Source organism: Saccharothrix sp. DSM 118769, from assembly GCF_052936295.1.
In genome coordinates, this window is record NZ_CP193627.1 from 7,001,531 (window position 1) to 7,025,632 (window position 24,102).

Annotated in this window: 25 protein-coding genes; 8 read left to right on the forward strand and 17 right to left on the reverse strand. The window is 73.6% G+C overall.

All coding sequences use genetic code 11. The features are described from left to right. Positions 1 to 99: 99 nt before the first annotated feature. The 7 genes from ACRAKJ_RS28990 to pafA form a co-directional block, all read right to left on the reverse strand. Positions 100 to 975: a diacylglycerol kinase family protein gene (locus tag ACRAKJ_RS28990; protein WP_438920571.1), complete on the reverse strand. Its 876-nt coding sequence runs from the start codon at positions 973 to 975 to the stop codon at positions 100 to 102. Positions 976 to 993: 18 nt separating this feature from the next. Continuing rightward, positions 994 to 1,887, reverse strand: coding sequence for a twin-arginine translocase subunit TatC (gene tatC / locus ACRAKJ_RS28995; protein WP_438920593.1), 894 nt, complete (start codon positions 1,885 to 1,887; stop codon positions 994 to 996). A 123-nt stretch (positions 1,888 to 2,010) separates the two neighbouring features. Next, positions 2,011 to 2,310, reverse strand: coding sequence for a Sec-independent protein translocase subunit TatA (tatA, locus tag ACRAKJ_RS29000; protein ID WP_438920570.1), 300 nt, complete (start codon positions 2,308 to 2,310; stop codon positions 2,011 to 2,013). Positions 2,311 to 2,341: 31 nt separating this feature from the next. Continuing rightward, complete coding sequence (locus tag ACRAKJ_RS29005; RefSeq protein WP_438920569.1) at positions 2,342 to 2,608, reverse strand: bacteriophage holin; 267 nt, start codon at positions 2,606 to 2,608, stop codon at positions 2,342 to 2,344. 18 nt (positions 2,609 to 2,626) lie between these two features. Then, positions 2,627 to 3,598, reverse strand: a complete 972-nt coding sequence (locus ACRAKJ_RS29010) for a WYL domain-containing protein (protein ID WP_438920568.1) — start codon at positions 3,596 to 3,598, stop codon at positions 2,627 to 2,629. Further along, complete coding sequence (locus tag ACRAKJ_RS29015; RefSeq protein WP_438920567.1) at positions 3,595 to 4,581, reverse strand: WYL domain-containing protein; 987 nt, start codon at positions 4,579 to 4,581, stop codon at positions 3,595 to 3,597. Before ACRAKJ_RS29015 ends, ACRAKJ_RS29010 begins: the two co-directional genes overlap by 4 nt. Before the next feature lie 283 nt (positions 4,582 to 4,864). Then, a complete protein-coding gene (gene pafA, locus ACRAKJ_RS29020) occupies positions 4,865 to 6,223 on the reverse strand; it encodes a Pup--protein ligase (protein ID WP_438920566.1) in 1,359 nt (452 codons plus the stop codon). 80 nt (positions 6,224 to 6,303) lie between these two features. Between pafA and ACRAKJ_RS29025 the strand changes: the two genes are divergently transcribed. The 5 genes from ACRAKJ_RS29025 to ACRAKJ_RS29045 all read left to right on the forward strand — a co-directional run bounded on the left by ACRAKJ_RS29025 (position 6,304) and on the right by ACRAKJ_RS29045 (position 12,503). Continuing rightward, a complete protein-coding gene (locus tag ACRAKJ_RS29025) occupies positions 6,304 to 7,749 on the forward strand; it encodes a phosphatase PAP2 family protein (protein WP_438920565.1) in 1,446 nt (481 codons plus the stop codon). Positions 7,750 to 7,870: 121 nt separating this feature from the next. Beyond that, positions 7,871 to 8,632, forward strand: a complete 762-nt coding sequence (locus ACRAKJ_RS29030) for an IclR family transcriptional regulator domain-containing protein (protein WP_438920564.1) — start codon at positions 7,871 to 7,873, stop codon at positions 8,630 to 8,632. 109 nt (positions 8,633 to 8,741) lie between these two features. Further along, complete coding sequence (locus ACRAKJ_RS29035) at positions 8,742 to 9,452, forward strand: MIP family channel protein (protein WP_438920563.1); 711 nt, start codon at positions 8,742 to 8,744, stop codon at positions 9,450 to 9,452. Between the two features lie 11 nt (positions 9,453 to 9,463). Further along, on the forward strand, positions 9,464 to 10,969 hold the full coding sequence (glpK, locus tag ACRAKJ_RS29040; protein WP_438920562.1) for a glycerol kinase GlpK: 1,506 nt from the start codon (positions 9,464 to 9,466) through the stop codon (positions 10,967 to 10,969). Next, entirely contained in the window at positions 10,962 to 12,503 is a 1,542-nt protein-coding gene (locus ACRAKJ_RS29045) for an FAD-dependent oxidoreductase (protein WP_438920561.1), read from the forward strand. The genes glpK and ACRAKJ_RS29045 overlap by 8 nt, the downstream gene beginning before the upstream one ends. Before the next feature lie 49 nt (positions 12,504 to 12,552). Here the strand turns inward: ACRAKJ_RS29045 and ACRAKJ_RS29050 are convergent, their stop codons facing one another. Beyond that, entirely contained in the window at positions 12,553 to 12,897 is a 345-nt protein-coding gene (locus tag ACRAKJ_RS29050; protein WP_438920560.1) for a hypothetical protein, read from the reverse strand. 272 nt (positions 12,898 to 13,169) lie between these two features. Here ACRAKJ_RS29050 and ACRAKJ_RS29055 point away from each other — a divergent pair, with 272 nt between their 5' ends. After that, positions 13,170 to 13,415, forward strand: coding sequence for a hypothetical protein (locus tag ACRAKJ_RS29055; protein WP_438920559.1), 246 nt, complete (start codon positions 13,170 to 13,172; stop codon positions 13,413 to 13,415). Between the two features lie 54 nt (positions 13,416 to 13,469). Here the strand turns inward: ACRAKJ_RS29055 and prcA are convergent, their stop codons facing one another. The 5 genes from prcA to ACRAKJ_RS29080 all read right to left on the reverse strand — a co-directional run bounded on the left by prcA (position 13,470) and on the right by ACRAKJ_RS29080 (position 19,516). Then, positions 13,470 to 14,282, reverse strand: coding sequence for a proteasome subunit alpha (prcA, locus tag ACRAKJ_RS29060; protein ID WP_438920558.1), 813 nt, complete (start codon positions 14,280 to 14,282; stop codon positions 13,470 to 13,472). 59 nt (positions 14,283 to 14,341) lie between these two features. Beyond that, complete coding sequence (gene prcB / locus ACRAKJ_RS29065) at positions 14,342 to 15,187, reverse strand: proteasome subunit beta (RefSeq protein ID WP_438920557.1); 846 nt, start codon at positions 15,185 to 15,187, stop codon at positions 14,342 to 14,344. Positions 15,188 to 15,217: 30 nt separating this feature from the next. Beyond that, positions 15,218 to 15,412, reverse strand: a complete 195-nt coding sequence (locus ACRAKJ_RS29070) for a ubiquitin-like protein Pup (RefSeq protein WP_310307956.1) — start codon at positions 15,410 to 15,412, stop codon at positions 15,218 to 15,220. Positions 15,413 to 15,497: 85 nt separating this feature from the next. Further along, complete coding sequence (gene dop, locus ACRAKJ_RS29075; protein ID WP_438920556.1) at positions 15,498 to 16,991, reverse strand: depupylase/deamidase Dop; 1,494 nt, start codon at positions 16,989 to 16,991, stop codon at positions 15,498 to 15,500. A gap of 53 nt (positions 16,992 to 17,044) precedes the next feature. Continuing rightward, a complete protein-coding gene (locus ACRAKJ_RS29080; protein WP_438920555.1) occupies positions 17,045 to 19,516 on the reverse strand; it encodes an FtsX-like permease family protein in 2,472 nt (823 codons plus the stop codon). A gap of 104 nt (positions 19,517 to 19,620) precedes the next feature. Between ACRAKJ_RS29080 and ACRAKJ_RS29085 the strand changes: the two genes are divergently transcribed. Both ACRAKJ_RS29085 and ACRAKJ_RS29090 read left to right on the forward strand, forming a co-directional pair. After that, positions 19,621 to 20,121 carry an NUDIX domain-containing protein gene (locus ACRAKJ_RS29085; protein WP_438920554.1) on the forward strand — a complete coding sequence of 167 codons (501 nt, stop codon included), beginning with the start codon at positions 19,621 to 19,623 and terminating at the stop codon, positions 20,119 to 20,121. Beyond that, positions 20,106 to 20,408, forward strand: coding sequence for a DUF6191 domain-containing protein (locus ACRAKJ_RS29090; protein WP_438920553.1), 303 nt, complete (start codon positions 20,106 to 20,108; stop codon positions 20,406 to 20,408). The genes ACRAKJ_RS29085 and ACRAKJ_RS29090 overlap by 16 nt, the downstream gene beginning before the upstream one ends. Here ACRAKJ_RS29090 and ACRAKJ_RS29095 read toward each other — a convergent pair. The 4 genes from ACRAKJ_RS29095 to ACRAKJ_RS29110 form a co-directional block, all read right to left on the reverse strand. Further along, complete coding sequence (locus tag ACRAKJ_RS29095; protein WP_438920552.1) at positions 20,380 to 21,300, reverse strand: aldo/keto reductase; 921 nt, start codon at positions 21,298 to 21,300, stop codon at positions 20,380 to 20,382. The genes ACRAKJ_RS29090 and ACRAKJ_RS29095 overlap by 29 nt on opposite strands. Before the next feature lie 108 nt (positions 21,301 to 21,408). Further along, positions 21,409 to 22,275, reverse strand: a complete 867-nt coding sequence (locus ACRAKJ_RS29100) for a GNAT family N-acetyltransferase (RefSeq protein ID WP_438920551.1) — start codon at positions 22,273 to 22,275, stop codon at positions 21,409 to 21,411. 43 nt (positions 22,276 to 22,318) lie between these two features. Then, entirely contained in the window at positions 22,319 to 23,086 is a 768-nt protein-coding gene (locus ACRAKJ_RS29105) for an ABC transporter permease (RefSeq protein WP_438920550.1), read from the reverse strand. Further along, complete coding sequence (locus ACRAKJ_RS29110; RefSeq protein WP_438920549.1) at positions 23,083 to 23,994, reverse strand: ATP-binding cassette domain-containing protein; 912 nt, start codon at positions 23,992 to 23,994, stop codon at positions 23,083 to 23,085. The genes ACRAKJ_RS29105 and ACRAKJ_RS29110 overlap by 4 nt, the downstream gene beginning before the upstream one ends. Between the last annotated feature and the right edge of the window lie 108 nt (positions 23,995 to 24,102).

Below are 24,102 nucleotides of genomic sequence, written 5' to 3' on the forward strand. Positions count from 1 at the left end.
CGCGCCCGGCCGGCACACGGCTGGCCAGCACCCGCCCGGCCGGCACACGGTCAGCCGGCACCCGCCCGGCCGGCACACGGTCAGCCGGCACACGGCCGGTCAGCACACGGCGGTCAGGGCCCCCGGCACGCACTCCACGTCCAGCGGCACCTCGCGGACGCGTTCGCCATCGGCGTAAGCGACCCACGACGGTCCGGTCAGCCGCACCGACCGGGCCCGGAGCGTGCGCACCGCCGGGTGCTCGACGTGCCGCCCGGTGCGCAGCGTGGGCAGCATCCGCAGCAGCGCGCGGCGCGGCGCGGCGGCCACCACGGTCAGGTCGAACAGGCCGTCGGCGGTCGAGGCGTCCGGGCACACCGGGATGCCGCCGCCGTAGCTCGTGGTGTTGCCGACCGCGACCAGCAGGGCGTCCAGCTCCACGACGGTGTCCTCGGTCTCCACGACCAGGTGCTCGGGGCGCAGCGCGGCCAGCTCGGCCAGGATCGCCAGGTCGTAGCGGCGGGGGCCGGAGGGCCGGCGCATCGCGTTCGCCCGCTCGTTGACCGCCGAGTCGAACCCGGCGCACAGCACGGTCGCGAACCACGGCCCGCCGCGCACCCGCCCCAGGTCCATCGACCTGCGGGAACCCGCGCGCAGCGCGGCCACCACGTCGTCCACCGAGGTGGTGCCGAGCGCGCTGGCCAGGTCGTTCCCGGTGCCCGCGGGCACCACGGCCAGCGCGGTCGCCGTCCCGGCGCACGCCTGCACGCCCAGGTGAGCGCCACCGTCACCGCCGAGCACGACGAGCACGTCCACCCCGTCGGCCACCGCCCGCCGCGCCGCCTCGGCCGTGCCCGCCGCCGAGCCGGCCACGTGCAGGTCGAGGTGGTCGACGGCGGCGCGCAGCCGTTCGGCGACGGTGCCCGCCACGCGCGCGGCCCGCCCCCCGCCCGAGGCGGGGCACACCAGCAGGGCCGCACGCGTCGACGTCGTCATGGTCGGCAAGCGTACGGATCAGGTCGCGTCGTCGTACCGGACCCGGTCGCGTTCCGGGGTGGCCACCGGCGCGGGCTCGGGGTCCTCGATCGAGGACGGCGCGTAGTCGAACGGCGCGGCCTCGTCGTCGGCCAGCTCGTCCAGGCCCTCCGCCTTGCGCTTGCGCTCGGCGCGCCTGTCGTGGACCCGGGCGACCTGGATGGCCAGCTCGAACAGGATCGCCAGGGCGATGGCCAGGGCCACCATCGAGATCGGGTCGGTGCCCGGGGTCGCGACGGCGGCGAAGATGAACAGGGCGAACACGATGCCGCGCCGCCACTTGCTCAGCTTCTCGTAGGTGAGGATGCCGACCTGGTTGAGCATGATCACGACCAGCGGCAGCTCGAAGCTCACGCCGAAGATCAGCAGCAGCGTCAGCACGAAGTCGATGTACTCGCCGCCGGACAGCGCCGTGAGGAACTGGTTGTCGCCGAACCCGACCAGCACCGACAGGCCCTGCGGGACCACGTAGAACGCCAGCGCCGCGCCGGCGGCGAACAGCACCGAGGCGACGCCGACGAAGGTGAGGGCGAAGCGCCGCTCCTTGGCGTACAGGCCCGGCGCGATGAACCGCCACACCTGGTAGAGCCACAGCGGCGCGGTGAGCGCCATGCCCGCCGCCGCGCCGACCTTCAGCTGGATCATGAAGGCTTCGAACGGCTTGGTCTGGAGCAGCTGGCACTTGCCGTCCTGGCTGAACCGGTCCGCGGCCGGGATGGCGCAGTACGGCGCGGTGACGATCTCGCCGAGGCTGTGCCAGCCGAAGAGGTGCCAGCCCCACCAGAAGAAGCCGAAGATCGCGCCGACCGCGATGAACAGCAGCCCCAGCCCGAGGCGGTGCCGCAGGTCGTACAGGTGGTCCTTCAACGACATGGTGCCGTCGGGGTTGCCCCGACGGCTGTGCAGCTTGCGGCGCTCCCGGCGCTGGGACCACCACCGGACCGGACTTGCCCCCACCGTGCGGACCGTCCTTCGGCTAGTCGGTGTTGCTCGCGGCTAGTTCTGCTTGTTCTGCGAGGTCTGCTCGATGGGCGGCGCGACCTGCGGCTGCTGCACCGGCGGCTGGACCACCTGCGGCTGCTGGACCACGGGCTGCTGGACCACGGGCTGCTGGACCACCGGCTGCGCGGGCGGCAGCTGCTGCGGGGCGGCGACCGGCGGCGGCACGTCCTGCTTCTGCTGGTCGTCGTCGTCGCGCAGGCCCTTGGTCTCGGCCTTCAGGATCTTGGCCGAACGGCCGAGCGAGCGCGCCATGTCGGGCAGCTTCTTCGCACCGAACAGCAAGATGATCACCACGGCGATGATGATCAGCTCAGTAGCTCCGAGGTTACCCACGGTGATCCTCCTGTCTCCCCCGGTCCACCGATGGTACGCGGGGCTCGCCCTGCCGGGCCCGGTCCGGACGCCGTGCGGCTACGGCCACCCCGAGCGCGGCGAAGCGCGCCCGCAGCAGACCGACGCCGTCGCCGACCCTGTCACCCACCAGACTGCTTGCCGCGCGGAAGCGGCGCAACGATCCGATGACTCGGACGCCGACCACGACGAGGACGACCACCCCGAGCGCGATCAGCAGCAGGGTCGGCAAGTACGGCACGACACCACCGTATAGGTCCTAGGTTGCCGGGAGGTGATCCGCCCGGCGCAACGCCGCCTCCGCCTGCCGGGCGACCTCCGCCACCAGGTCGGACGGCTGCTCGACGTGCACCTCGCCGCCCAGGCCGAGCAGCAGCCGCACCATCCAGGCGGGGTCGGCGTAGCGCATCAGCACCCGTGCCCGGCCGTCGCCCAGCTCCACCAGGCCGTCGGTCGGGTAGTACTCGGCCACCCACCGGGCGTCCGGTTCGAGCACCAGCACGGCCGTCCGCTGCGACGGGTCGGGCTGGAACAACCCCTCGGACGTGTCGGTGGGCGTGGCGTGCGGCGGCGGGCTCGCGGGCTCGTCCAGCACGTCCACGGCGTCGATCCGGTCGAGCCGGAACAGCCGCACGCCGTCGGCCTTGTGGCACCACGCTTCGAGGTAGCTCCGGCCCTCCACCAGCAGCAGGCGCATCGGGTCCACCCGGCGCTCGGTGATCTCGTCGCGCGACGGGGTGTAGTAGCGCAGGTGCAGGGCACGGCCGCGGCGCACGCCGTCGGACACCGCGTCGCGCACGCGCGCCGTCTCCGGGTGCTCCCGCACGGCGAGGCCGACGGCGACGCCCGCCGGCTGCGCCTGGCCCACCGCGGCCTCGATCTTGGCCACGGCCCGCTGCACGGCCGCCTTGTCCGCGACGCCGGGCGTCTCGGCCAGCGCGCGCAGCGCCACCAGCAGCGACGTGGCCTCGGCGGCGGTCAGGCGCAGCGGCCGGCTCATGCCCGCGTCGAACGTGACGGTGACCGTCTCGCCCTCGAAGGACAGGTCGATCAGGTCGCCGGGGCCGTAGCCGGGCAGACCGCACATCCACAGCAGTTCGAGGTCCTTGCGGATCTGCTTGGGCGTGACCTCGAAGTCCTCGGCGACCTCGTCGATGGGGATGCCGGGCCGGGCCAGCAGGTAGGGCACGAGGGCCAGCAGCCGGGGCAGCCGGTCGGTGGAGCCGCTCACGCGCGCACCCCCGCGCCGCGCAGCGCGCCGACGAGCTTCTCCCGGACGGTCTTGGCCAGCACCTCGGGTTCGAGGACCACCACGTCCGCGCCGAACCCGGCGATCCAGGTGGCGGCCGAGTCGGGGAAGCGCAGGTTGACCTCCAGCAGGTCGCCGGGCTCGCCGTCGAACTCCCGGCTGCCGACGACGCGGCCCCGGCGGCGCAGGCCCTGCGCGCCGCCCCGGGCGACCCAGAGCGTGGCGGTGGCGGGCTGGTCGGTGGCGGGCCGGTTGTTGCGGGCGACGAACGACAGCAGGTCGATCTCGTCGGGCCGCTGCACGGCGCCGGGCTTGCCCAGCGCGCGGACGTCGCCGACGATCCGGGACAGCCGGAAGCAGCGGGGCGCGCCCCGGTCGCGGTCGTGGCCGACGAGGTACCAGCGGCCCCGCCAGGCGACCACGCCCCACGGCTCGACCGTGCGGGTGCGGACCTCGACCGGCGCGGGGCGGCGGTAGTCGAACTCCACGACCCGCCCCTCCTGCACGGCGGTGAGCAGCGGCGGGAACGCGGGTTCGCTGGTGCGCACCTTCGGCTCGACCGGGACGTGCACGTCCTGGTCGACGTCGACGCCGGCCGCGCGGAGCTTGATCAGGGCGCCGTGGGCGGCGCCGGTGAACTGCGGCGAGTCCCACAGCCGGGCGGCCAGCGCCACGGCGGCGGCCTCGTCCGGTTCCAGGTCGATGTCGCCGAGCTCGTAGTCGCGACGGGCGATGCGGTACCCGTCGACGGAGTCGAAGCCCGTGCTGCGGCCGGTCTCCAGGGGCACGCCGAGGTCCCGCAGTTCGGTCTTGTCGCGTTCGAACATGCGGAAGAACGCCTCGTCCGTGGGTGCGTCGGCATAGCCGGGGACGATGGCGCGGATGCGCTCGGCGGTGAGGTACTGGCGGGTCGAGAGCAGGCACAGCACCAGGTTGACGAGCCGTTCGGCACGTGCGATGGCCACCTGAGAACCCTAACCCCGCCGGCGTGCCCCGTGACGCCCATCCCCGTCGCGGGTCCGGGTGAATGGACCATTCACCCGGACTCCGAGCCCCGGGCCAGCGCAAACGCGCCGCTCCACACCGTTCAAAGCCGTTCCGGGGCGCACCCGACCAAGCTTCTTACCTCGCAAGTTGTGCACCCAACTTGGGCCTTCAACTCGCTATTACGCCGCTCATCAGCCCGCCACGCCGGAGCGCCCACGGCGAGGGGAGGGCCCGCGAAGACCCTCCCCCGCCGGGACACCGCTAGAGGGACGAGATCAGCCGCTCCACGCGCTCGTCCACGGCGCGGAACGGGTCCTTGCACAGCACGGTGCGCTGCGCCTGGTCGTTGAGCTTGAGGTGCACCCAGTCGACGGTGAAGTCGCGGCCCGCGGCCTGCGCGGCGGCGATGAAGTCACCGCGCAGCTTGGCCCGCGTCGTCTGCGGCGGGGTGTCCTTGGCGGCCTCGATCTCGCCGTCGTCGGTCACCCGGTCGACCTGGCCCTTGCGCTGGAGCAGGTCGAAGATGCCGCGACCGCGGCGGATGTCGTGGTAGGCGAGGTCGAGCTGGGCGATCCGGGGGTTGGACAGGTCCATGTCGTGCTTGGCCTGGTACCGCTGCATGAGCCGGTACTTGATGGCCCAGTCGATCTCCCGGTCGATCTTGGACAGGTCCTCGGCCTCGATCGCGTCCAGCGTGCGGCCCCACAGCTCCAGGACGCGCTCGGCCATCGGGTCGGGGGCGCGCTTGGCCACGTGCTCGACGGCGCGCTCGAAGTACTCGCGCTGGATGTCCAGCGCGGACGCCTCCTTGCCGCCCGCCAGGCGGACGGTGCGGCGGCCGGTCAGGTCGTGGCTGATCTCGCGGATCGCCCGGATCGGGTTGTCGAGGCTGAAGTCGCGGAACTGCACGCCCTGCTCGATCATCTCCAGCACGAGGTTGGCGCTGCCCACCTTGAGCAGGGTCGTGACCTCGGACATGTTCGAGTCGCCGACGATGACGTGGAGCCTGCGGTAGCGCTCGGCGTCGGCGTGCGGCTCGTCGCGGGTGTTGATGATGGGCCGCGACCGGGTGGTGGCGCTGGACACGCCCTCCCAGATGTGCTCGGCCCGCTGCGACAGGCAGTAGACCGCTCCGCGCGGCGTCTGGAGCACCTTGCCCGCGCCGCAGATGAGCTGCCTGGTCACCAGGAACGGCAGCAGGACGTCGGCGATGCGGGAGAACTCCCCCGCCCGCGCGACCAGGTAGTTCTCGTGGCAACCGTAGGAGTTGCCCGCGGAGTCGGTGTTGTTCTTGAACAGGAAGATGTCGCCGCCGATGCCCTCGTCGGCGAGCCTGCGCTCGGCGTCGACGAGCAGGTCCTCGAGGATGCGCTCGCCCGCCTTGTCGTGCGTGACGAGCTGCGCGAGGTCGTCGCACTCCGCGGTCGCGTACTCGGGGTGCGACCCGACGTCCAGGTAGAGCCGTGAGCCGTTGCGCAGGAAGACGTTCGACGAGCGTCCCCACGAGACGACCCGGCGGAACAGATAACGCGCGACCTCATCCGGGGACAGCCTGCGCTGCCCGTGGAAGGTGCAGGTCACCCCGAACTCAGTCTCAATGCCGAAGATCCGCCGCTGCATCCCTCAACAGTAGGCGCATTCGGCGCTTTCCTCAGTGATCCAATCGGGCGTCGCGTCGTTTTCGCCGATAACGTTCCCGTGTGCTCCGACGAGTGAACAGCCTGGACCAGGCCCTCATGAGGCGATCCGGCGCACTGCGCGCCACCCCCGCCGACGGTGGTCTCAAACGCCTGTCGAGGGCCGCGAACCACAGTGCGCTGTGGCTCGTGCTGGCCGGCGCGCTGGCCGCCCGCAAGGGCGTGACCAGGCGCGGGGCCCTGCGCGGGGTGGCCTCGATCGCCGGGGCGAGCTTCAGCGCGAGCCTGGTGGCCAAGCGCCTGTTCCCGCGCCGCCGACCCGCCGCGGAGCTGGTGCGCGAGGACCGGCGGCTGGCCAGGCGGCCCACGTCGTCGTCGTTCCCGTCCGGTCACGCCGCGTCGGCGGCGGCGTTCACCACGGCCCTGGCGATGGAGTCGCCGGGGCTGGCGGTGGCGGTCGCCCCGCTGGCCGCGGCGGTGGCGTACTCGCGGGTGCACACGGGCGTGCACTGGCCCTCGGACGTGGCCGCGGGGGCCGCGATCGGCGCGGGGGCGGCCCTGCTCACGCAGCGCTGGTGGCCCCGGCACCGGGCGGACGCCGCCACGGCCCGCGAGAACGCCGCCCTGGACCCGCTGGTCGACGGCGAGGGCCTGGTCGTGGTGGTGAACCCGGGCGCGGGCGTGGGCGCGGGGCTCGGCGGGGTGGACCCGACCGAGGCCGTCGTCGCGGAGTGGCCGAAGGCGACCGTCGTGGGCATCGAGGACCTGGGCACGGTGATCGCCGACCACGCGCCGCGCGCCCTGGGCGTGGCGGGCGGCGACGGCTCGGTGGCCGCCGTCGCCGCCCTGGCCGCGGCCAACCGGCTGCCGCTGGTGCTGGTCCCGGCGGGCACGCTGAACCACTTCGCGCGCGACGTCGGCGTGGCGGGCCTGGACGACACGGCGCGGGCGGTCGCGGACGGCACGGGCGTGCTGGTGGACCTGGCGGCCGTGTCGGTGGACGGCGCGGGCCCGCGCTGGTTCGTCAACACCGCGAGCCTCGGCGGCTACCCCGACATGGTGCGGCTGCGCGAGCAGCTGCAGGGCCGGTGGGGCAAGTGGCCGGCCGCCGCGATCGCCATGTTCCGGGTCCTGCGCACGTCGCGGCCCCTGCCGGTGGAGATCAACGGCGAGCGGCACCTGATCTGGATGCTGTTCGTCGGCAACGGCCCGTACCGGCCGAAGGGCTTCGCCCCGACGATGCGGCCCGCGCTGGACGCCGGCCTGATGGACGTGCGCTACATCCGCGCCGACCGCCGCTGGTCGCGCACCCGCTTCTTCGCCGGCGCGCTCCTCGGCTCGCTGCACCGCAGCCGCACGTACCGGCACCAGGAGACGCGCTGGCTCGACGTGACCGTGCTGCGCGGCTCGGTGGCCATCGCGACGGACGGCGAGGTCGGCCCCACGGGTTCCAGCTTCGAGTTCCGCTCCCGGCCGGCCGCGCTGGGCGTCTACCGCACGCAGGGCTGAGGTCGGTCCCGCCGACGGCGTCGCCGGACCCGTGACCGCCCGGACGAGCGGGCCGACCGCCGCCCGGTTCGACTTCCGCACAGTTCGACATGGTCGAACGGCCACGGGGTAGGGTTGGGTCGTGCCCGGTCCGATCCAGTCCATCGAGCGGGCAGCCGCGGTGTTGCGGCTGCTGGCCAGCGGCGCGCGCCGGATGGGGGTCGCGGAACTCGCGCGGGCCCTGGAGCTGCCCAAGCCGACCGTGCACGGCATCCTGCGGACGTTGCAGCTGGTCGGGTTCGTCGAGCAGTCGCCCGACACCGGCAAGTACCAGCTCGGCCCGGCGCTGTTCCACATCGGCAGCAGCTACCTCGACGGCAACGAGCTGCGCACCAGGGCGCTCAACTGGTCGGACTCGCTGGCCGCGCGCAGCATGGAGTCGGTGCGCATCGGCACGCTGCACGACAACCAGGTGCTGGTGGTGCACCACGTGTTCCGCCCGGATAACTCCCGCCAGGTGATGGAGGTCGGCGCGCTGCTGCCGGCCCACGCGTGCGCGCTGGGCAAGGTGCTGCTCGCCGACGACCCGGTCGGCCGGTCCGACGACGAGCCGCTGAAGGGCTACACCGCCGGCACGATCACCGACCCGGACGCGCTGGGTGAGGCGTTGGAGCAGGTCAGGGAACGCGGCTGGGCGGCGGACGTGGAGGAGCTGGTCGAGGGCGAGGTGTCGCTCGCGGCCCCGATCCGGGACCGGCGGGCGGTGACGGTCGGCGCGGTCGGGATCTCCGGGCCGGTCGAGCGGTTGTGCGACGGCGACAAGCGACCGCGCACCGAGCTGGTGTCCTACGTCCGCGAGGCCGCGCGGTCCATCTCGCGCGAACTCGGCGCCATCCCCTGGTAAGAGCCCGGGAGGGTTGACATCTCGTGGGGCCGGGCACAGGATGCGCTCGAACCGTACGACATTGTCGAACGGCGTTCAGAACGGCATCGGAGCCGGAGAGGGTGCGCGGATGACCAACCAGTCGATCTTCATCGGGGAGTTCCTGGGCACCGCCCTGCTGTTGCTGCTCGGCAACGGCGTGGTGGCGGGCGTCGTGCTGGCCAGGTCCAAGTCGAACGGCGCGGGCTGGGTGGTGGTCACGTTCGGCTGGGGCTTCGCCGTCCTCGCCGGCGCCTACGCGGTGGCCCCGCTGTCCGGCGCGCACCTCAACCCGGCCGTCACCGTCGGCCTCGCCATCCACAACGGCGACTGGTCCACCGCCCCGGTCTACCTCGCCGCGCAGTTCCTCGGCGCGTTCACCGGCGCGGTGCTGTGCTGGCTCGCCTACTACGGCCAGTTCCGCGAGGGCAACGGCGACGTGCTCGGCGTGTTCGCCACCGGCCCCGAGATCCGCAACCCCGTGCAGAACCTCGCCACCGAGGTGATCGCCACGTTCGTGCTGGTGTTCGTCATCCTCGCGACCGGCCAGACCAAGGGCCTGGAGACCTCCGGCACGGGCGCGCTGATCGTCGCGCTGCTGGTCGTCGGCATCGGCATGTCGCTGGGCGGCCCCACCGGCTACGCCATCAACCCCGCGCGCGACCTCGGCCCCCGCGTCGCGCACGCCGTCCTGCCGATCCCCGGGAAGGGCGGATCGGACTGGGGCTACGCCTGGATCCCCGTCGCCGGTCCGCTGCTCGGTGGAGCGCTGGCCGGCCTGGTCGACATCGCCGTCTACTGAGGAGAACCCCCGTGACCACCCACTCCACCCGCCCTTACGTGGCCGCGATCGACCAGGGGACCACCTCCTCCCGGTGCATCGTCTTCGACCACGGCGGCGCGATCGTGTCCGTCGCGCAGAAGGAGCACCGGCAGGTCTTCCCTCGCCCCGGCTGGGTCGAGCACGACGCCGAGGAGATCTGGGCCAACGTCCTGGACGTCGTGCACGGCGCCCTCCAGAAGGCGTCGCTGAGCCCGCACGACCTGGCCGCCGTCGGCATCACCAACCAGCGGGAGACGACGCTGGTGTGGGACCGGAAGACCGGCAAGCCGGTGCACAACGCGATCGTCTGGCAGGACACCCGCACCGACCAGCTGGTCCGGGAGCTGGGCGACCAGGACCGGTTCCGCGAGAAGTGCGGCCTGCCGCTGGCCACCTACTTCGCCGGGCCGAAGGTGCGCTGGCTGCTCGACCACGTCGACGGCCTGCGCGAGCGCGCCGAACGCGGCGAGGTGCTGTTCGGCACCATGGACACCTGGCTGATCTGGAAGCTCACCGGCCGCCACGTCACCGACGTGACCAACGCGAGCCGCACCATGCTGATGAACCTGGAAACGCTCGACTGGGACGACGAGCTGGTCGAGGCGATCGGCGTGCCGCGCGCGATGCTGCCCGAGATCCGCTCCTCCGCCGAGGTCTACGGCACCGCGACCGGCACCCTGGAGGGCGTGCCCGTGGCGTCCGCGCTGGGCGACCAGCAGGCGGCGCTGTTCGGTCAGACCTGCTACTCGCCCGGCGAGGGCAAGTGCACCTACGGCACCGGCAGCTTCCTGCTGGTCAACACCGGTGACAAGCCCGTCGTCTCGGAGAACGGCCTGCTCACCACGGTCGGCTACAAGATCGGCGACCAGCCCGCGTCGTACGCGCTGGAGGGCGCGATCGCGGTGACCGGCGCGCTGGTGCAGTGGTTCCGCGACAAGATGGGGCTCATCGGCAGCGCGCCGGAGATCGAGACGCTGGCGCGGTCGGTGGACGACAACGGCGGCGCGTACTTCGTGCCCGCGTTCTCCGGCCTGTTCGCGCCGCACTGGCGGTCCGACGCGCGCGGCGTCATCGCCGGCCTGACCGCGTACACCGGCAAGGGGCACATCGCGCGCGCCGTGCTGGAGGCCACCGCGTGGCAGACGCGCGAGGTCGTGGACGCGATGAACGCCGACTCGGGCGTCGAGCTGACCACGCTCAAGGTCGACGGCGGCATGACCGCGAACAACCTGCTCATGGGCTTCCTGTCGGACGTGCTGGACGTGCCGGTGGTGCGGCCGATCGTCGCCGAGACCACGTGCCTGGGCGCGGCCTACGCGGCGGGGCTCGCGGTCGGCTACTGGCCGGACACCGACACCCTGCGCGAGAAGTGGCACAAGGCTGCCGAGTGGCTGCCGACCATGGACCAGCGGACCCGCGACAAGGGCTACCGCAAGTGGAAGAAGGCGGTCGAGCGGACCGTCGGCTGGATTGACGAGGACGACAACGATGAGTGAGCAACGGGCACGTGCCCGCGAGGCCCTGGGGCACGGCGCGTTCGACCTGGTGGTGATCGGCGGCGGCGCGCTGGGCATCGCCACCACGTGGGCGGCGGCACGGGCCGGCCTGCGGGTCGCGCTGGTGGAGGCGGGCGACTTCGCGGGCGCCACGTCGAGCGCGTCGTCCAAGCTGGTCCACGGCGGCCTGCGGTACCTGGCGATGGGACCGAGCGCGGTGCCGATGGTGCGCGAGAACCACGCCGAGCGGCGCGCGCTGGGCGACCACCTCGCGCCGCACCTGGTCCGGCCCCTGCCGTTCCTGGTGCCGGTCTACCGGGGCGGGCCGCACTCGCGCCCGGTGCTCGGCGCGGGCGTGGTGCTGTACTCGGCGCTGTCCGGGTTCGGCGACGGGCTGGGCAGGGTGCTGTCCGCGCGGCGCGCCGTCGAGTACGTGCCGCACCTGCGCACCGAGGGCCTGCGCGGGGCGGCGCTCTACCACGACCACCAGATGAACGACGCGCGCGTGGCGATCACGGCGGCCCGCGCGGCGGCGGCGGAGGGGGGCGTGCTGCTCAACCACGTCGAGGTCGTCGGGGTGCGGAAGAGCGGGTCGCGGGTGACCGGCGTCGAGCTGCGCGACCGGGTGGACGGGTCGTCGTTCGGCGTGGACGCGGCGGTCGTGGTGAACGCGACCGGGCCGTGGCTGGACGTGCTGCGGCGCATGGAGGACCCGTCGGCCGCGCCGAGCGTCCGGCTGTCGAAGGGCGCGCACCTCGTGCTGCGGACCGACTCGCCGTGGCGCGCGGCGATGACGATCCCGGTGGACGACGTGCGCGTGTCGTTCGCGATCCCGTGGGAGGGGCAGCTGCTCCTGGGCACGACGGACGAGGCGTACGAGGGCGACCCGGCCGACGTGCGGTGCACGGACGCCGACGTGGCGCAGATCCTGGGCGAGGCGTCGACCGGCATCTCCGCCGAGGCCCTGGACCGGTCGCGGATCGCCTACTCGTTCGCCGGCCTGCGCGTCCTGCCGGGCGGTTCGGGCGACACGAGCCACGCCAAGCGCGAAACGGTGATCACCGCGGGCCGCGGCGGCATGATCAGCGTGGCGGGCGGCAAGTGGACGACGTTCCGGCGCATCGGGGCGCAGGTGCTGGCCCGCGTGGGCGAGTCCCTGGGCCGCGACCTGTCGGGGGCGTTCTCCGACGGCGTCCCGGCCACCCTGCCCGGCGCGGCCCTGCCCGATCGCGTGACGGCGCAGCTGGGGCGCGAGCTGCCCTCGCTGCCGGACGACGTGCTGGCGCACCTCGCCACCCACTACGGCACGGTGAGCCACGAGGTGCTGGCCCTGGCCGCGGACGACCCGTCGCTGCTCGACCGGGTGCACCCGGACGGGCCGGACATCTGGGCGCAGGTGGCGCACGCCGGGCGCTTCGAGTGGGCCACCGAGGTGGACGACGTGCTGCGGCGCCGGACCACGGTGGTGGTGCGCGGGCTGGACACGCCGGCGGTGCGGGAGCGGACGGGCGAGCTGCTGGCGCTGAGCGCCTGACGCCCGCGGGGAAGGGGCACCCGGACCACTCCGGGTGCCCCTTCCCGCGTCAGCCCCGCGCTCCGGTCCTCTCCCCGGGACCGAAGGCGCGGCGCACGATCAGCGCGACCAGGACGAACAGGCCGATCTGACCGCCGACCAGGCCGACTGCGGCCCACACCGGGAAATCCACCGGGACTCCCCTGAGCGTGAGCGCGGGGCAGACCACGGCACCGATGAGGACCAGCGCGAGCACGGCGGTGGTGAGCAGGCGGGGCGCCTGGGCGGAGGGCACCGCCACTTCCACCCTGAGTCCCGCCTTCTCCACGCGCACCCGCGCCTCACGACTGGGTTCGCCCCAGTCCGCGTCGTTCCCGGACGCGGGGACACCCCTGTCCGGCAGTGCAGTACCCATGATGTGCGCCTTCCTTCCGACCGGACGCGTGAGCGGTCCGCCTCCGTCCCCTCGACGGAGACCGGCCACTCGCCCCTTGCTTGCCCCCCACGGGCATCCGATCGGTGCAGCGTCACCACGAGCACCTGGAGCACCCACCTGGCAGGTGGGCCACTTCACACAGTACACCGCTGCGGAAGCGATTCGCCACACTTCCCACACAGAAAATGTGTAGCAGCGGTGTACCCTGAACAGTGGCCGGTGGCGGTACGCCGGCGGAGAAGAGGTGCGCGATGTCGTCGGTCGAGAAGGGCGCAGCCGACCGGCCCGCGGTCGTGGACCGGGTCAACGTCGCGTTGATCGCGGAGGCCGTGGAGGCGTTGGCGAAGTTGCAGGGGCGCACCGGCCTGAAGAAGGTCGACCTGGTCAACCGGGCGCTGCTGGTCTACGAGTTCGTGGACGAGGAGCTGCGCGCGGGCAACCAGGTGGTGCTCCGGGACGCCGAGGGGCGCGAGCAGCTGGTCAAGATCTTCCTCTGACCACGCGGAAGGCCCCCGGTCGCGGTGACCGGGGGCCTTCGACGTGCGCGTGGATCAGGGCTTGTCGTCGTTCGGCGGCAGGTCGACGTCCGTCACCGGCTTCTTCTTGACCGCCGCACCCGTCTTGCCCGCCGGGGCCTCCGGCTCCGGGGCCGGTTCGGCTTCCGCGGGCAGCAGGTCGGTCAGCGCGGCACCCGTGATGCGGCGGAACGCGCGCCTCGGGCGGTGGCGCTCCAGGACGGCCACCTCCAGCTTGGCGCCGTCCAGCAGGTCCGGCTTGCCGTTGCCCGTGCTGGTGGAGCCCGCGCTCAGCGCCTTCACGGCGACCTGCACGGCCTCGGCCAGCGCCAGGCCCTCGGCGTAGGCCTCCTTCAGGGCGTTGCCGGTGGCCTCGGCCTGGCCGCCCATCACGCTGTACAGCGGCTCCTCGACGATCGAACCGTCGTAGGTGAGGCGGTACAGCGTGTCCTGCTCGGGCGTGTGCCCGACCTCGGCCACGCAGATCTCGACCTCCAGCGGCTTGATCTGCTCGGTGAAGATCGAGCCCAGCGTCTGGGCGTAGACGTTGGCCAGCGACCGGCCGGTGACGTCGCGCGGGTCGTTCTGGTACCCGCGGATGTCGGCGAACCGGATGCCCGCCTGCCGCAGGTTCTCGAACTCGCTGTACCGGCCGACCGCGGCGAACCCGATGCGGTCGTAGATCTCCGACACCTTGTGCAGCGTGCTGGACGGGTTCTCGGCCACGAACAGCACGCCGTCGGCGTAGCGGAGCACCACGACGCTGCGGCCGCGGGCGATGCCCTTGCGGGCGTACTCCGAGCGGTCGCGGAGCACCTGCTCGGGTGAGGCGTACAACGGCATCGTCACTGGTGCGGCTCCCGGGCTCGGCGGATGCGGGTGGGGGTGGGGTCGAAGTCGGTCACGGCTCAGCCCGCCGGGCGGGTCCGCCGACCCTCGACGACGGCCTCGGCCTGCGCCGCGGTCTGCTCGTCGGGCAGGTGCGCGGCGCCGTCCGCGGTGATCGTCACGACGACCGGGTAGATCCTGCGGATGACGTCCGGGCCACCGGTGCCCGAGTCGTCGTCCGCCGCGTCGTACAGCGCCTCGATCGCCGCCCGGACGGCACCCTCGGCGTTCGCGTCCGGGTCGTAGAGCTTCTTGAGCGCCGACTTCGCGAACAGCGAACCGGACCCCACGGCCTGGTAGCCCTGGGACTCCTCGTAGCGACCGCCGGTCACGTCGTAGGAGATGATGCGGCCCGCGCGCTCCGGGTCGGTGGCGTCCACGTCGAAGCCCGCGAACAGGGGCACGACGGCCAGGCCCGCGAGGGCCGCGTCGAGGTTGCCCTTGATCATCGCGGAGAGCCGGTTCGCCTTGCCGTCCAAGGACAGCGAGACGCCCTCGATCTTCTCGTAGTGGCGCAGCTCGACGGCGTAGAGCCGCACGATCTCGACCGCGATGCCCGCCGTGCCCGCGATCCCCACCGCCGAGTAGTCGTCGGTGATGAACACCTTCTTCATGTCGCGCTGGGCGATCACGTTGCCCATGGTGGCGCGCCGGTCGCCCGCGATCACGACGCCGCCGCGGAACGTGAGCGCCACGATCGTGGTGCCGTGCGGGGCCTGGACGGTGCCCTCGGGGAACTTGCCGGACGAGGGCAGCAGGTCGGGCGCCTGGGCGCGGAGGAAATCGGTGAACGACGAAGACCCCGGCCTGAGGTAGGCCGGGGGCAGCGACGCGGCCGGGTAGCGCCCGGTCGAGCTGTGATCCATGTGTGCTTTCTTCTCCTGTCCCGCCGCGGCCTACTCGCCGCCCTTTTGCACGTACGCGCGGACGAAGTCCTCGGCGTTCTCTTCCAGCACGTCGTCGATCTCGTCCAGGATGGCGTCGACGTCCTCGCCGAGCTTCTCCCGGCGCTCCTGGCCGGCGGCCGCCGCGCCGTCACCGCCGTCGTCGCCGTCACCGCCGCCTTGCTTCTGGACCTGTTCCTGGGACATGACGACCCTCCCGCCTTCTCGGTCCTAGGGGTTCAACACTACCCACCAGGCACGACGATGTGTGTCTGCCACTCGGGTCTGTTGATCAGCCCCTGGTGAGCGCCTCGACCAGCTGTTCGGCCGTGTCCGACGCCTCCAGCAGGGCCCCGACGTGCGCTTTCGTGCCGCGCAGCGGTTCCAGGGTGGGGATGCGGACGAGCGATTCGCGACCGAGGTCGAAGATCACCGAATCCCACGAGGCCGCGGCCACCGAGGTGGGGTAGCGCTCCAGGCAGCGACCGCGGAAGTAGGCGCGGGTGTCCTCCGGCGGCGCCAGCACGGCCGCGCGCACCTCCTCCTCGCTGACCAGGCGCTTCATCGAGCCGCGGGCCACGAGCCGGTTGTAGAGGCCCTTGTCGAGGCGCACGTCGGAGTACTGGAGGTCGACCAGGGACAGCCGGGGCGAGCCCCAGGCCAGGCCGTCGCGGGCCCGGTAGCCCTCCAGCAGCCGCAGCTTCGCCACCCAGTCGAGGCGGTCGGCGCACTCCTGCGGGTCGCGGGCCAGCGCGTCGAGCACCTCGCCCCACACGCGCAGCACGTCGCGGTCGCCGTAGCCCTCCTTCTCGACGAACTCGGAGGCGCGCTCGTAGTAGGCGAACTGGATGTCGAGGCCGGTGAACTTGCGCCCGCCGGCCAGCTCGACGCGGGTCTTCAGCGTCGGGTCGTGGCTGATCCGGTGCACGGCGCGGACCGGGTCGAGCAGCCGCAGGTCGTCGAACCGGCGGCCCGCCTCGATCATGTCCAGCACCAGTGAGGTGGTCCCGCACTTGAGGTAGGTCGAGTACTCGGCGAGGTTGGCGTCGCCGATGATGACGTGCAGCCGGCGGTACTTGTCGGCGTCGGCGTGCGGCTCGTCGCGGGTGTTGATGATGCCCCGCTTGAGCGTGGTCTCCAGGCCGACCTCGACCTCGATGTAGTCGGAGCGCTGCGACAGCTGGTAGCCGGCCTCCTCGCCCGCCGGGCCGATGCCGACGCGACCGGAACCGGTGATGACCTGCCGGGACGCGAAGAACGGCGTGAGGCCCGCGATCACGGCCGTGAACGGCGTGCTGCGCTGCATCAGGTAGTTCTCGTGGGTGCCGTAGCTGGCGCCCTTGCCGTCGACGTTGTTCTTGTAGAGCTGGAGGCGGGGCTGGCCGGGGACGGTGGCCGCCTTCATGGCCGCCTCCTCCATGATCCGCTCCCCCGCCTTGTCCCAGATCACGGCGTCGCGCGCGTTGGTGACCTCGGGCGCCGAGTACTCCGGGTGGGCGTGGTCGACGTAGAGGCGCGCGCCGTTGGTCAGGATGACGTTGGCCGCGCCGAGGTCCTCGACGTCGTTGTCGCCGGGGTGGTGGCCGGGCGCGCCGAGGTCGAAGCCGCGCGCGTCGCGCAGCGGCGACTCGACCTCGTAGTCCCAGCGCGCCCGGCGCGCCCGCGGTATGTCGGCGGCGGCCGCGTAGGCCAGCACCACCTGTGTCGAGGTGAGCACCGGGTTCGCCGTCGCGTCACCCGGCACCGAGATGCCGTACTCCACTTCGGTCCCCATGATCCGCCGCATACGTCGCAGCCTACGACCTGACACCACCACCACGCCGGTACCCAGGTCACTTTTCAGCCGGCGGCGAGTCCGGCGGCGGGTCGGATGCGCGCCGCGCCGCGGGCCGGCCCCAGGGCGGCGAGGACCGCCAGGGCGACCACGCCGAGGCCCCCGAGCAGCAGCGGCGCGAGGGCCGCGGTGGGCCACACGAACAGCCCGACGGCGGCCAGCGTCAGCTCGGCGTAGACGAGACCGAACAGACCCCCGCCCAGCACCCCGACCAGCGACAACAGCACCGCTTCGGCCAGCACGCCACCCTGGAGCCCGCCCTTGGTGACGCCGAGGGCGCGGCGCAGCGCCAGCTCCTTGCGGCGCTCCTGCACGGAGATCGTCAGGGCGGTGCCGATACCGGTCACGGCGACCGCGACGGACAGCCCCAGCAGCACCATCAGCAACACGATCCCCAGGTCGAGATAACGTTGGTTCTGCGCGCTCTCGGCCGCCCTCGTGTTCACCAGGACGGTGGGCGACGCGGGCAGCGCGGCCTCCACCGCGGCCTGGTAGGCCGCCGGGTCGGCGCCGTCCCGGAGGACGACCAGGACCTTCGAGGCGGGCGCGAGGCCGGGGTCGGGCAGCACCACGTCCGCGTCGTCCAGCAGCGACCCGGCGTAGGTGCCGGCGACGGTGGCGGTGCGCGCCCCGCCCGGCAGGCCCTCCACGGTGAACGGCTCGCCGACGCGCGCCCCGAAGCGCTCGGCGTACCAGTCGCTCAGCAGCACCCCGCCCGGCCCGAACCCGCCGGCGTCGACGCCGCGCGCGCCCAGCCAGTCCCGCAGGGCCGCCGGGTCGACGCCCGCGACCTGCGTGGGGAACCCGTAGCCCTCGGGGTCGCGCTGCTCGACCTCGACGCCGTGCACCACGACGGTGCGCGCGGCCTGCGGCTGGTTGACCGCCGCGCCGACGTCACCGGCCAGCGGGCGCCAGGCGGAGTCCACGACCACCGCGTCGGGCTTGGGCTCCTGGTCGAACTCCTCCTCCATCCGCTGCGCGGACCCGACCGTGACGGCGAAGAACGTGACCATCGAGGCGGCCAGCAGCAGCGGCATCGCCACGGACGCGGACCGCTGCGGCACCCGCCGCACCTCGGCCGCGGCGAGCTTCCACTGCGCGCCCCCGAAGCGGCTCGCGACCGACCCGAAGACCCGGCCCAGGCCGGGCACGACGACCGGCCCGAGCACCCCGAACAGGCCGAACACGGCGGTGATGCCGGAGAACAGGACGAGGAAGATCGCCGCGATCGAGCCCTGGGCGAGGACGCCGAGCGCGCCCAGCACCGCGGCCAGGACGACGAGGACGACACCGAACACGCGACGGCGGCGGACGACGGCCGCGTCCGGCGTTTGCCCTTCGGAGGTCCGCAGCGCGGCCAGCGGCGAGACCCTGGACGCGGCGAGCGCGGGCCGCACGGCGGCGAACGCGCTCAGCGCGGCGGCGGTGACGACACCGGTGGTCAACTGGACCGCGTTCGGCAGCAGGGCCGGGCTCAGCGCCACCGCGCCCATGATCGAGGACAGGCCGGTGACGTCGAACAGCCTGGCCAGCAGCCACGCCACCGCGCCGCCGAGCACCGCGCCGACCGCGCCCGCGACGGCGCCCGTCAGCAGCGCTTCGAGCAGGTTCGCCCGGACGAGTGGTCCTCGGTGGGCGCCGAGGCAGCGCAGCAGGGCGGTGTGCCGCTGCCGCTGGAGGTAGACGGCGCGGTAGGTCGCCGAGGCGACGAAGACGGACGTGGCCAGGGCCAGGATGCTGAACGGCAGGAGCATCAGCGCGATGTCCTGGCCCGGCTCCTCGGCGGAGACCGAAGCGGCGGTGTCCACCCGGAAGCCCTGCCCCGCGGCGGCGGCCACCGCGGCCGCGTCACCGCCGGTGACGTGCAGCGACAGCACGCTCGGCGTCGGGTCGAGCTTCGCCGCGAGGTCCTCGCCGACCACGATCACCGGCTCCTCGGCGAGCGAGCCGCGCTTGGTGACGCCCCGGACGACGACGTCGAGCGCCCGCCCCTCGGCGTCGGCGACCCGCACCGCCGACCCCGGCGCGAGACCGTGCTCGTGGGCGGTGACCCGGTCGACGGCGATCTCCCCGTCGCGCCCCGGCGTGCGGCCCTCCAGCAGCGGCACGCGCCGCTGGTCCGCCCGGTCGACCTCGACGTCGGCGTCGCTGCGGCGCGCCCCGGCCCGGCCGTCGAGCAGCAGGTCGACGCGCACCTGCCGGACCTGCCGCACCGAGGTCACCCCGGCGACGCCCGCGACCCGGTCGGCGACCGAGCCGTCCAGCACGGCGTCGTCGTGCGGCGCCGGGCGGACCACCAGGTCCACCCCGGGCGGCACGACCGGCGCGCCCTCGGCGGTCGCGCGGACCATGGCGTCGCTGAGCATCAGGGCGGCCAGCAGGCACGCGACGCCGACGACCAGGGCGACACCGGGCAGCACGGCGCGGCCGGGACGGTCGCGGAACTCGGCGACCGCGAGCCGCAGGGATGTGGGCACAACTCCTCCTCGTGACGCGAACGGCACGACGGTAGGAACAGCGGGTGTCGGCGGGCGTCGGCCCGGAGTAGCACCCGCCGGTACGACCTGGGGAGGATCACCGCGTGGAACAGGTGCAGATCGTCGACCCCGACGGCAACCCGGTGGGCTCGGCGTCGCGGGCGCGGGTGCGGGCCGAAGGGCTGTGGCACGCGTGCGCGGCCGTCGTGGTGCGGTCAACCGACGGCGAACGGGTGTACGTGCACCGCCGGACCGACACCAAGGACGTCTACCCCGGCCTGTACGACCCGACGTGCGGCGGCGTGGTCGCGGCGGGCGAGGCGCCCGGCGAGTGCGCGGCGCGCGAGCTGGCCGAGGAGCTGGGTGTGCGGGCCGTCCCGGCGTTCCGGTTCCGGACGACGTTCACCGATGGAACCATCCGGTACGTCGCCCACGTTTACGAGGTGCGCAGCGACGGCCCGTTCACCCACCAGCCCGAGGAGGTCGCGTGGGGCGGGTGGGTGGACCTGGCGGAGGTGCGCGCGAAGGCGGACGACCCGGACTGGCCGGTCGTCCCGGACGGCCGGTTCCTGGTCAAGGAGTGGTTCGCGTGGGTGTCGGGATGATGTTCGCGATGTCCATCCCCGGGTTGGCCGTGCTGCTCGTCGTGCTGGCGGCGGTCGAGCGCGCCGTGCGGTGGGCGCGGCGGCGCAAGGGCCACCCGGTGGCGGTCGCGGCGGGCGTGGACCAGTTCACCACCCTGTTCACCGGCGGCAAGCAGGTCGAGCTGGACCAGCGGCAGACCGAGCTGGTGCTGCGCGACGACGAGGAGGTCGGCGCCCCGCCGCGCGGCCCGATCGACCTGGCGTCCGGCTCCGTGCGGCTCACCCCCAGGCCAGGGACGCCCGAGTAGCCCAGTACCGCTCGGCGGGCTCGGCGAGGCCGGCCAGCTCGTCCGGGTCCAGCTCCACCTCGCCCGCCCGCAGGTTGGCGTGCAGCTGGTCGACGCTCGCCGCACCGGACAGCACCACGTCCACCCACGGCTGGGCGCGCACGGCGGCCAGCGCGACGGCGTCCGGGCCCACGCCGTGCCGGTCGGCCAGCTCCCGCACCCGCGCGGGCGGGTCCACGGCGAGGCGGCCGTTGGCCATGCCCTCCTTGACGAACACCTCCGCACCGGCCGCGCCCGCCGCCGCCAGCGCCTCGCCGGCGGACGTCTCCAGGACGTTCCAGGTGGACTGCACGGCGTCGAACAGCCGCCGCCCCTCGACCTCGATGTCCAGGGCGCGCCGCACGGTCTCGGCCTGCCGGGGACCGGAGGTGGAGAAGCCCAGCCGGACACCGGAGTCGCGCAGCTCCCCCAGCGCCACGAGCAGGTCGACGTCGCCGAACAGCGGGCTGTCGTCGGTCAGCGAGTGCACTTTGTACAGTCCGACGTGCGCGCCGAGCAGGTCCCGCGTCTCCTGCCACTGCCGGGTGAAGCGGGCGCGGGAGTGCTCCTTGACCTCGTGCACGTCGGCGTCGCGCCGCCAGTCCGCGACGTAGGCGTACCCCCACTTGCTGGACACCCGCACGTCCCGGTGGCCGCGGTCGGCCAGCCACCCGGCCAGGAACTCCTCGGCGCGGCCGTACGAGCGGGCCGCGTCGACCCGCCGCACGCCCGCCCCGTAGGCGGCGTCCAGCACCGCGTGGCACTGGGCGCGCATGGCGTCCACGTCGCGGTGCTCCGGGAGCGCGCCGTCCCGGCCGAGGTTGATGTAGGCGGGGCGGCCGAGGGCGGCGAGTCCTAGGGCGAAGTCGGGCACCCGGACACGGTAACCGCCGGTCCCGGGGGACCGCCGTCCACGCGCCCGGCAGCCGGTCGACAACACCCGACAGCGCGTCCGGGCGCCCTGCCGGGGTGTTCCGGCACCTCAGGCGGTCCGGCACCGGTCCCGGACCTCGGGGAGCCGCCGGAAGCCGGCCGACTCGTAGGTGGCGACGGCCCCGACGTTGGCGCTCGGGGTGCAGACGAGCGCGCTCGACGAACCGAGCCGCCGGAGCGCGGCCGCCGCGGCGACGGTGATCGCCCTGCCGTGGCCACGGCCGCGGTGTTCCCGGTGCACGCCCATCGGTTCGAGCAACCCCGGCCTCCCCGGCCCGGCCGACCACACCGTCACCGCCGCCACCGCCTCGCCCCCGTCGTCGTACGCGACCAGGCACCGGGCGTCGGAGTACGGCACCCCGGCCGCCATCGCCCGCCACCGCTCGTCGGTGAACGTCGACCCGTCGAACGACGCCCGCTGCACGGCGGCCCGCACCCGCGCCCGCTCCGGTCCGACCACCTCGACCCGCACCCCCGGCTCCCCCACCGGCTCCGCGAGGTCGCGGCGCAGCGGCGTCCACGGCTCGGCGACACCCCACCCCTCCCGGGACAGCAGGTCGTGCACCAGCGCGCCCACCGGGGCCTCCACGCCCACCCCGCCCGCCGGGAGCACGCCGCGCTCCGGGTCGGCCACGTCCTCGACCACCCGCCGCGCCAACTCCTCGTCCCGCAGCGCGTCCGGCGCGACCGTCAACCGCACCAGCTCGGCACCGTCCAGCAACCCGACGGCGAGCACCCGCCCGTCCCGGCTCCACGTCCGGACCGCCGCGGCCGTCGCCTCCGCGCCGAACCGCCAGAACCAGCCCAGGTCCCCCGGGTGCAACTGCGCGGGCGCCCCGTCGTGCTGCCACTCCCGCAGCACGCCCGCGACCTCGCCCAGCCCGTCGACCCCCGGCGTGCCCAGCACGATCGTCATGCCCCCGATCACACACCACCGCCCCGACGCCCCGCACCCGGTTTCACGCGTCCCGGCGCAGCAGGGCTGTCGCGCCGGCTCCCAGGACCAGGACCAGGTAGACGACCATCGTCAGGGCCGCGGCCGAGGGCGTCAGCGGGGGTTCGGGGACCGTCCCCGCCAGTTGGGGGGCCAGGTTGGGCAGCATGACCGCGTAGACCCGTTCGTTCCACGGTGGGGGCAGCAGGAGGGTCACCACCGGGAGGATGAACAGGAGGGCGCACAGGGTCACCAGGGCGCCCGCTGTCGAGCGGAGCAGGAAGCCCAGGCCCAGGCCCACCAGGGCGAGCAGGACCAGGGAGGCCGTGTCGGCGAGCAGGGTCGGCAGGGCGTCGCCCAGGGAGGCGTGGGCGGAGATCGGCTCGGGGCGGTCGCCGGTGATCAGTTCGCCCGCCGCGTAGGACGCCCCCACCGCCAGGGCTCCCACGACCAGGGCCACCGCGGCCACCACGGCGGTCTTGGCCAGGAGGAACGCCCCTCGCCTCGGGACCGAGACCAGCGCCGCCCGGATCATGCCGGTGCCGTACTCGGAGGTGACGGCCAGCGCGCCCAGCGCGCCCAGGCAGAACTGGGCGAACGGGACGACGATCACGCTCGGGTCGGCGCGGTCGAACCGCTGCTGCCGGTCGGGTGGGGCGGTGTCCCAGTCGGCGGTCATCAGGTAGGAGATCACCGCGCCCGCGAGCAGGGTCAGCGCGATGGCCAGCAGCAGGTAGGTCGTGGAGCGGACCGACCTGATCTTCAGCAGTTCCGAGCTCAGCACGCCGGTCATCGCGCGCCCTCCTTCGTGCGGTATTCCGCGCTGTCCTCGGTCAGTTCGAGGTAGGCGTCCTCCAGCGACGCGCTGCGCGGGGTCAGTTCGTGGACGGGGATCTGCCGCCGGGCGGCGAGGTCGGCGATGCCGGGCGCGTCGAGCCCGTGCACGAGCAGGGCGCCGTCCTCGTCCTCGGTGACCGAGGCGCCCGCCTCGGCGAGGACGCGGAGCAGGGCGTCCGCCCTGGGCGAGCGCACCAGGACGTCCCTCTTGAACTTCTCCTGGAGGTCCTTCATGGACGCCTCCAGGATGAGCCTGCCCCGCCCGACCACCACGACCCGGTCGGCGGTCAGCGCCATCTCGCTCATCAGGTGGCTGGACACCAGCACGGTGCGGCCCTCCCGGGCCAGGTCGCGCATCAGGTGCCTGATCCAGCGGATGCCCTCCGGGTCGAGCCCGTTGACCGGCTCGTCGAACAGGAGCACGCCCGGGTCGCCCAGCAGGGCCGCCGCCACGCCGAGGCGCTGCCGCATGCCCAGCGACAGGGTGCCGACCCGACGCTTCGCGACGCTCGCGAGACCCACCTGTTCGAGGGTCTCGGCGGCCCGGCGGTCCGGGATGCCGTTGCCGCGGGCCAGCACCCGCAGGTGGTCGTACGCCGTTCGGCCGCCGTGGACGGCGCCCGCGTCGAGCAGCGCGCCCACCTCGTGCACGGGTCTGCGCAGCGCGGCGTAGCGCCGGCCGTTGACCAGCGCCTCGCCGCTGGTCGGCCGGTCCAGGCCGAGGATGGCGCGCATGGTGGTCGACTTGCCCGCGCCGTTCGGGCCGAGGAACCCGGCGACGTAGCCGGGCTCCACCTCGAAGCTCAGGTCGTCGACGGCCCTCGTGCTGCCGTACCGCTTGGTCAAGTGCCTGACTTGGATCATGGGGTGAAGCTTGCCGAGGCGGGTGGGGTGGGCGGATCGGACGAGGGTCCGGTCTCTCGGATCGGACCGTGGTCCGATGCCCCGGCCGGCGGACCCCGGTTACGGTTC

Excerpts from the sequence above, each read along its gene's own strand:
- ACRAKJ_RS29055 (WP_438920559.1), top strand. The coding sequence starts at position 13,170 with ATGTCGTCGGTCGAGAAGGGCGCAGCCGACCGGCCCGCGGTCGTGGAC.
- ACRAKJ_RS29110 (WP_438920549.1), bottom strand. The coding sequence starts at position 23,994 with ATGATCCAAGTCAGGCACTTGACCAAGCGGTACGGCAGCACGAGGGCC.
- ACRAKJ_RS28990 (WP_438920571.1), bottom strand. The coding sequence starts at position 975 with ATGACGACGTCGACGCGTGCGGCCCTGCTGGTGTGCCCCGCCTCGGGC.
- ACRAKJ_RS29035 (WP_438920563.1), top strand. The coding sequence starts at position 8,742 with ATGACCAACCAGTCGATCTTCATCGGGGAGTTCCTGGGCACCGCCCTG.
- ACRAKJ_RS29050 (WP_438920560.1), bottom strand. The coding sequence starts at position 12,897 with ATGGGTACTGCACTGCCGGACAGGGGTGTCCCCGCGTCCGGGAACGAC.
- ACRAKJ_RS29045 (WP_438920561.1), top strand. The coding sequence starts at position 10,962 with ATGAGTGAGCAACGGGCACGTGCCCGCGAGGCCCTGGGGCACGGCGCG.
- dop (WP_438920556.1), bottom strand. The coding sequence starts at position 16,991 with ATGCGGCGGATCATGGGGACCGAAGTGGAGTACGGCATCTCGGTGCCG.
- pafA (WP_438920566.1), bottom strand. The coding sequence starts at position 6,223 with ATGCAGCGGCGGATCTTCGGCATTGAGACTGAGTTCGGGGTGACCTGC.
- tatC (WP_438920593.1), bottom strand. The coding sequence starts at position 1,887 with ATGTCGTTGAAGGACCACCTGTACGACCTGCGGCACCGCCTCGGGCTG.
- ACRAKJ_RS29070 (WP_310307956.1), bottom strand. The coding sequence starts at position 15,412 with ATGTCCCAGGAACAGGTCCAGAAGCAAGGCGGCGGTGACGGCGACGAC.
- ACRAKJ_RS29105 (WP_438920550.1), bottom strand. The coding sequence starts at position 23,086 with ATGACCGGCGTGCTGAGCTCGGAACTGCTGAAGATCAGGTCGGTCCGC.
- ACRAKJ_RS29100 (WP_438920551.1), bottom strand. The coding sequence starts at position 22,275 with ATGACGATCGTGCTGGGCACGCCGGGGGTCGACGGGCTGGGCGAGGTC.
- prcB (WP_438920557.1), bottom strand. The coding sequence starts at position 15,187 with ATGGATCACAGCTCGACCGGGCGCTACCCGGCCGCGTCGCTGCCCCCG.